This is a genomic window from Phenylobacterium sp. (assembly GCF_044372605.1).
GTDB lineage: Bacteria > Pseudomonadota > Alphaproteobacteria > Caulobacterales > Caulobacteraceae > Phenylobacterium.
In genome coordinates, this window is record NZ_JBILRO010000157.1 from 1 (window position 1) to 8,210 (window position 8,210).

At 63.1% G+C, this 8,210-nt stretch carries 8 protein-coding genes and 1 pseudogene; 8 read left to right on the top strand and 1 reads right to left on the bottom strand.

Translation table 11 applies throughout. From position 1 onward, the window contains the following. From ACIQ42_RS12635 to ACIQ42_RS12655, 5 genes and pseudogenes are all read left to right on the top strand, one after another. Positions 1 to 323: pseudogene (locus ACIQ42_RS12635) on the top strand (hypothetical protein); the annotation flags it as partial. 41 nt (positions 324 to 364) lie between these two features. Next, a complete protein-coding gene (locus ACIQ42_RS12640) occupies positions 365 to 787 on the top strand; it encodes a VOC family protein (RefSeq protein ID WP_397422548.1) in 423 nt (140 codons plus the stop codon). Between the two features lie 23 nt (positions 788 to 810). Continuing rightward, positions 811 to 1,833, top strand: a complete 1,023-nt coding sequence (locus ACIQ42_RS12645; protein ID WP_397422549.1) for a phytanoyl-CoA dioxygenase family protein — start codon at positions 811 to 813, stop codon at positions 1,831 to 1,833. 137 nt (positions 1,834 to 1,970) lie between these two features. Next, entirely contained in the window at positions 1,971 to 2,822 is an 852-nt protein-coding gene (locus ACIQ42_RS12650) for an NAD-dependent epimerase/dehydratase family protein (RefSeq protein ID WP_397422550.1), read from the top strand. Positions 2,823 to 2,841: 19 nt separating this feature from the next. After that, a complete protein-coding gene (locus tag ACIQ42_RS12655; RefSeq protein ID WP_397422551.1) occupies positions 2,842 to 4,287 on the top strand; it encodes an MFS transporter in 1,446 nt (481 codons plus the stop codon). A 51-nt stretch (positions 4,288 to 4,338) separates the two neighbouring features. Here ACIQ42_RS12655 and ACIQ42_RS12660 read toward each other — a convergent pair whose 3' ends face one another. After that, on the bottom strand, positions 4,339 to 5,514 hold the full coding sequence (locus ACIQ42_RS12660) for an acyl-CoA dehydrogenase family protein (protein ID WP_397422552.1): 1,176 nt from the start codon (positions 5,512 to 5,514) through the stop codon (positions 4,339 to 4,341). Between the two features lie 75 nt (positions 5,515 to 5,589). Here ACIQ42_RS12660 and ACIQ42_RS12665 point away from each other — a divergent pair, with 75 nt between their 5' ends. The 3 genes from ACIQ42_RS12665 to ACIQ42_RS12675 form a co-directional block, all read left to right on the top strand. Then, positions 5,590 to 6,471: a hypothetical protein gene (locus tag ACIQ42_RS12665; RefSeq protein WP_397422553.1), complete on the top strand. Its 882-nt coding sequence runs from the start codon at positions 5,590 to 5,592 to the stop codon at positions 6,469 to 6,471. 59 nt (positions 6,472 to 6,530) lie between these two features. Next, complete coding sequence (locus tag ACIQ42_RS12670; RefSeq protein WP_397422554.1) at positions 6,531 to 7,979, top strand: SLC5 family protein; 1,449 nt, start codon at positions 6,531 to 6,533, stop codon at positions 7,977 to 7,979. Then, the coding region (locus ACIQ42_RS12675) for a hypothetical protein (RefSeq protein ID WP_397422556.1) at positions 7,980 to 8,210 on the top strand (231 nt) is incomplete at its 3' end.

The following is an 8,210-nucleotide window of genomic DNA, read 5'->3' on the forward strand; positions in this document are numbered from 1 at the left end:
ACAAGATTTCGGTGCAGGCGAAGTACGAGGCATATGACTCGGAGAGATATCGAGTCAACCTGACCGGAAACTATACTTATCAATCAAGCCAGCAGAACAGCATCTCCCAGACACCGGACACCATCGCGCCGGGATATGGTATCGTGAACGGCATCCTCTCGGTCATGGACAAGAAAAGCGGCTGGGAAGGCCGGGTTCTTGTCAGGAATTTGTTCGACAAGTTCTATCGCACGACCTACGCGCAGGGTAACGGCGGCTTGGTCGGCGGATTGCCTCGCGACTACAAGCGATACTTCGGCGTGACGGTTCGCAAGGACTTCTGATCGGAGCGTGACACGAGGGTCTGGCCGGACGGGTAAGATCAATGGCGCTTAAAGAGCTGGATCATGTGGTGTTGCTGGTCCGCGACATTGAGGAAGGCGTCGCGACCTGGACCCGGCTTGGCTTGTCTCTGAGCCACAGGGTGAACAACCCGGACAATGGGGTCGCTGTCGCGTTCTTCATTCAGCCGGATGGGACGTTTCTTGAGCTGGTCGCCCCAACGAGAGACGATTCCCACTACGCCCAGATGTTGCGGGAGCACGGCGAGGGGCTTCGCCTGCTCTCCTTCAAGGTGGACGATCTGGATCAAGCGGTCGCCGAACTTGCGGCCAGGGGCGTCAAGCTCCGCGGCGTCGGGACGGATCGGGTCTTTATCGAACCGGACTCGGCGAGCGGCATACTGGTTCAGTTGTGGCCGAGAGATCGGCCTCACAGGTGGAAAGCCTTGGTCTCGCCAACAGCCTAGAAGTCAGCAAGGGAGTATATCAGGTGGGATACCAGATTACCGCGACCGAGAGGGCGGATGGGACGATCGCCCCTGAGAAACTTGCGGCCATTGTTCGGGACATCGAAACCATCGGCTTCGCTGTCGTCGAGGACATTGTTTCGGTCGAGAGCTGTGACATGCTCATGGACTCGGTGCTGGAGGACGTCGAGAAGGTCCGGGCTTTGGGGAAGCCCACCCGACACGAGGAGAACACGGGTCCGGGACACCTACAGCTGGGTCTCCGCCGATATGCTCCCTACGTCCGCCCCGATCTCGTAGCGAACCCGCTGATCGAATGTGTCGTTGAGGGCGTGCTGGGCGACGGGGCCTGGCTTGGATTCTACAATGGTAATGTGAACTGCGTGGATAGCGGTTATCAACCACTGCACTTCGACCGGCCCTACTCCTGGAAGTCGCCGGAAGATGCGGCGCGCGACGGCCAGAGTTGGCCTCCGCCGATGACGACGCTCAGCTGTTCAATCGCGTTCGATGAAATCACCATCGCCAATGGCGCCACGGAGATTTATCCCAGGTCGCAGTTCGAAACCGAGGTTGTCACCTGGGCAACTACCAGGATCAAGGACAGGCCGGACCTCCTTGAGAAGTGGGGACCGCCATCGCGCATGACGATCCCGGCGCGCAGCGTCTGTTTTCGAGACCCAAGGATGTGGCACCGTGGCGTGCCCAACACCGGGATCAGGGCGCGCGCCATGATCGCGGCGACCTATCACGCGGGGAAGTGCAAGAATTGGCGTGGCCGGTACATTCAGGACCTGGATCCGGCGTTGTCGGCCCGTCTTGACGCCGACCCCACGCTGCGCGTGATGGACGATGGACAGCTTGGCGATGGTCGGATGGTGTTCCAGTCGGACGTGCGGGAGGTGTTCGATGCGCCGAGCCTTCACGGCGTCAATCGGAATGTGCGGTTCGTGGAGGACCCTGAACGGGTCAACCACTTCCTGGATTCGCACCAGCTGGGCGGCGCGCGGATTGTGAGAGGCGCGATATCGCCCGTTGACGCCTGACCATGCGGGTTCTGTACGTTGGTGGAACCGGCGAGATATCCTTTGCGTGTGTTGAGGAGGCAGTTCGCGCCGGGCACGATGTTACGGTCTACAACCGAGGCGCCAGACCGGGGTTCGGGACGCCTCTTGTAAAGCACGTGGCCGGGGACATCGCCGATGACGCGCTCTATGCCGAAGTCGCGAAGCAGAATTTCGATGTCGTCTGCCAGTTTCTCGCGTTTGAGCCGACGGATATTGATCGGGATATCAGCATGTTCGGCGGCAGCTGCGGCCAGTATGTCTTCATATCTTCGGCGTCGGCCTATGCGAAGCCAATCAGTGTTCCGCTAATTCGGGAAGATACGCCGCTGGGCAATCCCTTCTGGGAGTACAGCCGCAAGAAGGCGGCATGCGAGGCCCGGCTACTGGCGGCGGAAGAAGCGGGCGATATCAGGGTGACGATTGTTCGTCCCAGCCACACCTATCGCACAAATCTGCCGAGCACGGTCGTTCGTGGAGATCACCTGGCCTGGCGCCTGGTGAACGGAAAGTCCGTCATCGTGCATGGAGACGGCGAGTCCGTATGGACGCTGACGCATGCCGAGGACTTCGCGCGGGCGTTCGTACATATCTGCGGTCATCAGGATGCGCCTGGCAGTGTATTCAACATAACCGACAGCGTAGGGCACACGTGGAATAGAATACTTCGCACCGTTGGGGCTGTGATCGGGGCCGAGCCGAACATCGTCAACGTTTTGTCGAATACGCTGGTGAAGTACGAGCCGTCCTGGACGGGTACCTTGCTTGGCGACAAGTCCAATTCCATGATCTTCGATGTCAGCAGGGTCTCGCGCGCTGCAGGCGGCTGGCGTTGCGAGATACCCCTGGAAGAGGGTGTCGAGCGTGCCTGGAGATTTACGGAGCGGCGGTTGAAGAGCGGCTATCGGCCTGATCCGGAACTCGATGCGCGTATCGACCAAATCATAGCAGAAAACAGTTACGACGTCTGAATGTCGTCTGGGAGAGTGTGTGACCACAGCCGCAACCGACGTTGAGCGCGCCCCGCCCCTCGGCCTGGGCGCGAAGCTGCTCTACGCCGTGGGCGGCACAGCCACCAATCTCAAACACAGGGCGATCTCCTCGTTCCTGGTGATCTTCTACAATCAAGTGGTCGGCCTCCCGCCGCAGGTGGTCGGCGGCATCCTGATGATCGCTCTGGTATTCGATGCGGTGCTCGACCCGCTCATCGGCCAGGTCTCTGATAATCTTCGCTCCCGCTGGGGCAGGCGCCATCCGTTCATGCTTGTCTCTGCGGCGCCCTACGCGGTGGCTTTCTTCTTCCTGTGGAATCCACCGGAAGGTTGGAGCCATGGGGCGCTGGCGATCTATCTGGCGATCTGTCTGTTCTCGGTGCGGTTCTTCGACACCTTCTTCGAAGTCCCCCACCAGGCGCTCGTACCTGAGCTGGTCAAGGGCTACGACGAGCGCACCAATCTGATCGCGCTGCGCCAGATCTTCGTGTTGTTCGGTGGCGCGGGCATGATGATCATGGCGCTGCAGTTCTTTCTCAAGGAGAACGCCGATGGCTCCGGCGGTGTGCTGGCGCGGGACGGCTACTTCCTCTACTCGATGACCGGCGCACTGATCATCTTCGCCGCCATCATTCTATCAACGGTGGGGACGGCGCACCGGATCCCCTACCTGTCGACGGCGCCGAACCGGCCGATCACTTTCCGGGGCATGTTGTCCGAGGTCGTCGCGACCCTCAACAATCGGGCCTTCATCGTCGTGTCGCTGTCGGGTTTGTTCATAGCCGTGGCGGCGGGCGCTCAGAGCGGGCTCGACATGTATGTCGGAATCTACTTCTGGGAGCTTAGTCAGAGTCAGCTCGCTGTGCTGGCGACGATGAGCCTGACTGGGGGTTTGGCTGGCGTGGCGCTGGCGCCTGTGCTCGGCCGAATGTTGGGCAAGAAATACGGGGTGTTGCTGGCCTCGACGACAGGCCTCCTTGTCCACATTACGCCCATGTCCCTGCGGCTACTGGGACTCGGACCGGAGAACGGGACGCCGGTCCTGTTCCTGGTGCTGTGCAGCCAGGAGTTCGCCCACGCGACTTTGGCGGCCGCGTCCGGGATCCTGACGGCCTCCCTCATCGCTGACGTGGTCGAGGACGCTGAGGTGCGCACCGGCCGGCGCTCCGAGGGCCTTCTGCTGTCCGCCAATGGGCTGGTCCGGAAGATGGTCTCCGGCGCCGGCGTGTTCACAGCCACGACCATTCTGGCGTTCAGCCAGTTTCCTGACGACGCTAAGCGCGGTCAGGTGCCGGAGTCGGTGTTGACCAACCTGGGCCTGACCTACATCCCCACCATAGTGGCGCTCCAGGGGAGTGCGATACTGCTTCTGTTTGCCTTCAACATTAACCGGCGGAAGCACGAGGCCAACCTGGAAACGCTGCGGTCGCGAGGCTTGCACTAAACTCCGATTCAAGGGCGTACCGGCTCCAGCATGCCCGGCTTACGCCGGACTTCACAGCTTCAGCACATGCTTGGCGATGATGTTGCGTTGCACCTCATCGGAGCCGCCGGCGATGCTGGCGGCGCGGGCTTCCAGATAGCGGGTCACTTCGGGTTGGGCCCAGTCGGGACCGATGGTCTGGCGCTGTCCCGCTATCTCAGGGAACCAGGGCGCGGCGTAGGGGCCGGCGCACTCCACGAAGAACTCCGTCACACGCTGGACGATGTCGGTGCCCTTCAGTTTCAGCATCGACGACTGGGCGCCCGGCGCGCCGCCGGCTTCCACTTCGGACAGCGTGCGAAGTTCCGTCATCGCCAGCGCCTGAAGCTCCACCTCGGCCCAGCCCAGCCGGGCGGCGAAACCCGCGTCGTCCATGAGGCTGCCGCCGTCCGACCCCGGCAGTCCGCTGGCCGCCAGCCGGATCCGCGCCAGCATATCGAGGGACAGCGAGACAAAGGCCTGACCGGTCCGCTCATGGGTCAGCAGCCCCTTGGCGACCGTCCAGCCCTCGCCCTCGCGCCCGATGCGATTCCCGGCCGGCACGCGCACGCCATCAAACGTCACGCCGTTGAACATGTGACGCCCGTCTATCGAGATGATCGGTCGTACCGTCACGCCCGGCGCATGCATGTCGAGGAGCAGGAAGGTGATCCCGTCCTGCCGCTTGGGCTCGTCCGAGGTGCGGGTCAGGCAAAACATCATGTCGGCGCGATGTGCGCCGCTGGTCCACACCTTTTCACCGTCAACGACATAGTGGTCGCCTGTCAGCACCGCCCGGGTGCGGAGCGAGGCCAGGTCAGACCCGGCCCCGGGCTCGGAGTAGCCCTGGCACCAGCGCACCCGGTCATGCAGGATGTCCGGCAGGAAGCGGGCCTGCTGTTCCGGCGTGCCGTAGGCGAACAGGATTGGCGCCAGCATCCCGGGGCCCATGCCGCCCACCTGGGTCGGCAGGCCGGCGGCCATCATCTCGCGCTCCCAGATGAAGCTCTGGGTCGGTGTCCAGCCGGGGCCGCCGAACGCGACAGGCCATTTGTTGACGGCCCAGCCGCGATCCAGCAACGCCCTGTGCCAGCGTTGTTCGTGCGCCCGGCTCCGGTCGAATGTCTCGCCATTGGGAAAGGCGCTGGCGGCCAGGGCGCGGACCTCGTCGCGGAACGCGATTTCAGCTTCCGAAAGGCTCAGGTCCATGGACAGCGTTCCGCAGGTTATTATAGTCGAAGTCAATAAGAGCGTTCCCAAAGGCCGGTCAAGGGAGAGACCTCAGTGACGACAGACACCTTCGTGTGCGAGGATCGCGACGGGATTCTGGCGGGGCCCGTGCGCCGACCGGTCAACTTCTCGCGGGACGCCAAGGGTTCGATCCACGACGATGCGACCGCGCAGAAGCTGGGCTTTCGCGGCGGTACTGTGGCCGGCAACATCCACTTCGAGCAGTACACGCCCCTGCTGCTGGAGCGCTTCGGCTCGGACTGGCGCCGGCGCGGCGGGCTCTCCCTGCACTTTGTCAACGCCACGACGGACGGTGAGCCGGTTCAGGTTTTCGCAGGCCCGGTTGAAGAGCTCGGGGCCGACTTGCGTCGTGCGAACGTCTGGATGGAGACGCCGGAGGGTGTGCGGGTCAACGAAGGTACGGCCTGGGTCGGCGGCGACGATCCCAATTCGACCCTGCGTCTGAAGGTCGCCGCGCAGCGTCCGGCGGTGGATCTCAGAATTCTGCGAAGCTCGAAGGTGGGCGATCTGGTGAGCGATGTTCCAAGCCGGCTGGACAGCGAGAGATGGCTGGCGCGGATCGATCACCTTACCGAGATCATGCCGGAGTACCGCGACGCCAGTGTCTTCGGGGAACGGGTGGCCGCGCCCGCGACCGCGATCGATGCGCTGCGCGCTGTGGAGGGGCCGCTCTACGCGTCCGTAAAGGACTTCGTCGGCATGTTCGGGGCCATCGAGCTGCAGTACGTCGACGGGCCGATCTTCCTCGATCACGACTATCTGGCCGACGCTACGGTGATCGCCGTCGGTGAATCTCCCAAGACCGAAGTCACGTGGTACGAAGCGACGCTGCGTGACGCTGCGGACAAGCGCGTGGTGGCCCGCATGCTGATGATGAGCCGGGTCCTGAAGGCCTCGTCACCACTCTGGACGTGACGGCAGGTCTGTTGGTGGCGGTCGGGCGCTCCTAGAGTGCGTCGAGGCGGGGGCGGAACATGACATCGGACACAATCCAGTGGGGCGTTTTCGCCGGCCTGACGCTGGTTATGGCCCTGGCGACCTGGTGGCAGGTGAACCGGATGGGCGGGCGCTCCTCCGACAGCAACAGCGAGTACTTCCTGGCTGGACGCAACCTGTCCTGGCCGTTCGTCGCCGGCTCGATCACTCTCACCAATCTCTCCACCGACCAGTTGGTGGGCATGAACGGCAACCAGATGCTGCTGCTGGCATGGTGGGAGCTCTCGGCGGTGGCCGGGCTGGTGATGCTGGCGTTCGTTTTCCTGCCGATCTACTATCGCAACAACTGCACAACCACGACCGAGCTTCTCGAGCGGAAGTATGGTTCGAAGCATCTGAGAGCGACGGTCTCGGTGCTGTTCCTGCTGGGCAATGTGTTCATCTATCTGCCGATCATGGCCTACACCGGCGGCCTGTTCCTGAAGACCATGTTCGTCTCCAGTCCCCCATTGCTGGTGATGGCGGGCGGCATCGCGGCGGTAGGCGCCGCCTATACAATCCTGGGCGGCCTGCGCGCCGTGGCGGTCTATGACACCCTTTCGGGCGTGGGCGTGCTGGGCATGGCGGCGGCGGTCACCATCCTCGCCATGGCGGCGATCGGTTTCGACTTCTCGGGCATTCCACCGGAGCGCCTGTCGATGATCGGCGGACCCGACAGTCCTATTCCCTGGCCGACGCTGCTCACGGGCATGATCTTCATCCAGATGTTCTACTGGTCCACCAACCAGACCATCACCCAGAGGGCCATGGCCTCGCCCAGCCTGCGCGAGGGGCAGAAGGGCGTGATGGCGGCGGTGGTGATCCGTATCCTGTTCGTGCCGGCGATCGTGGTGATCCCGGGGGTCTGCGCCTACAAGCTGTTCGGCGACATCGGCGACGCCACCTATGGCCGGATTGTCGCCGAGGTGATGCCGAGCTGGCTGTCCGGGGCCTTCGCCGCCTTCATGGCCGCCGCCGTGTTGACCAGCTACACCTCGGTGCTGAACTCATCGGTGACCCTCTACGTCTGCGACCTGCATGAGAGCTTCATCGCCGCCAGGCCGGATGTGAAGCGGCTGAACACCATCATCTCCCTGGTCTTCATGGTGCTGTCGATCATGCTGGTGCCCGTCTATTCCGGCGCGGCCTCGATCATCAATCTGGTGCAACAGTTGAACGGCCTTCTTTCGATGCCGATCCTGTCGGCCTTCATCCTGGGGCTGGCGTTCCGCAATGTGGATGCGCGCGCGGCGATGACGGCCGTGGTGTTCGGCGTGGCGCTCTATGCCGTATTCACCTTCGTCTGGACGCCCATCCACTACATCCACCTCATGCTGGTGACCCTGATCGCCTGCCTTGGCGTGGGGCTGTCCGTGAACCGTTGGTTATTCGGACGCCGGGCCACACTGGGTTTGAGCTTCGGCAACCAGACTGCGGCGGCGCCCTGAATGTCTGATGTGCTGAGACTCGACGGCGGCGACGACACCCTCTTGGTCGGGGTGCGCGAGGGACGGCCGTCCATCGACTACTGGGGCCCGACCTTGCCCGCCAGATCCGCCGCGGACCCGCGGCTTCTCGAGCGTGCGGTGTCCCACGGCATGCTGGATCGTGGAGAAGTCTTCAGCCTGTTTCCGGAGAGCGGCTGGGGCTTTACCGCCACACCGGCGCTGCAGGTGAGC

Excerpts from the sequence above, each read along its gene's own strand:
- ACIQ42_RS12640 (WP_397422548.1), top strand. The coding sequence starts at position 365 with ATGGCGCTTAAAGAGCTGGATCATGTGGTGTTGCTGGTCCGCGACATT.
- ACIQ42_RS12660 (WP_397422552.1), bottom strand. The coding sequence starts at position 5,514 with ATGGACCTGAGCCTTTCGGAAGCTGAAATCGCGTTCCGCGACGAGGTC.
- ACIQ42_RS12670 (WP_397422554.1), top strand. The coding sequence starts at position 6,531 with ATGACATCGGACACAATCCAGTGGGGCGTTTTCGCCGGCCTGACGCTG.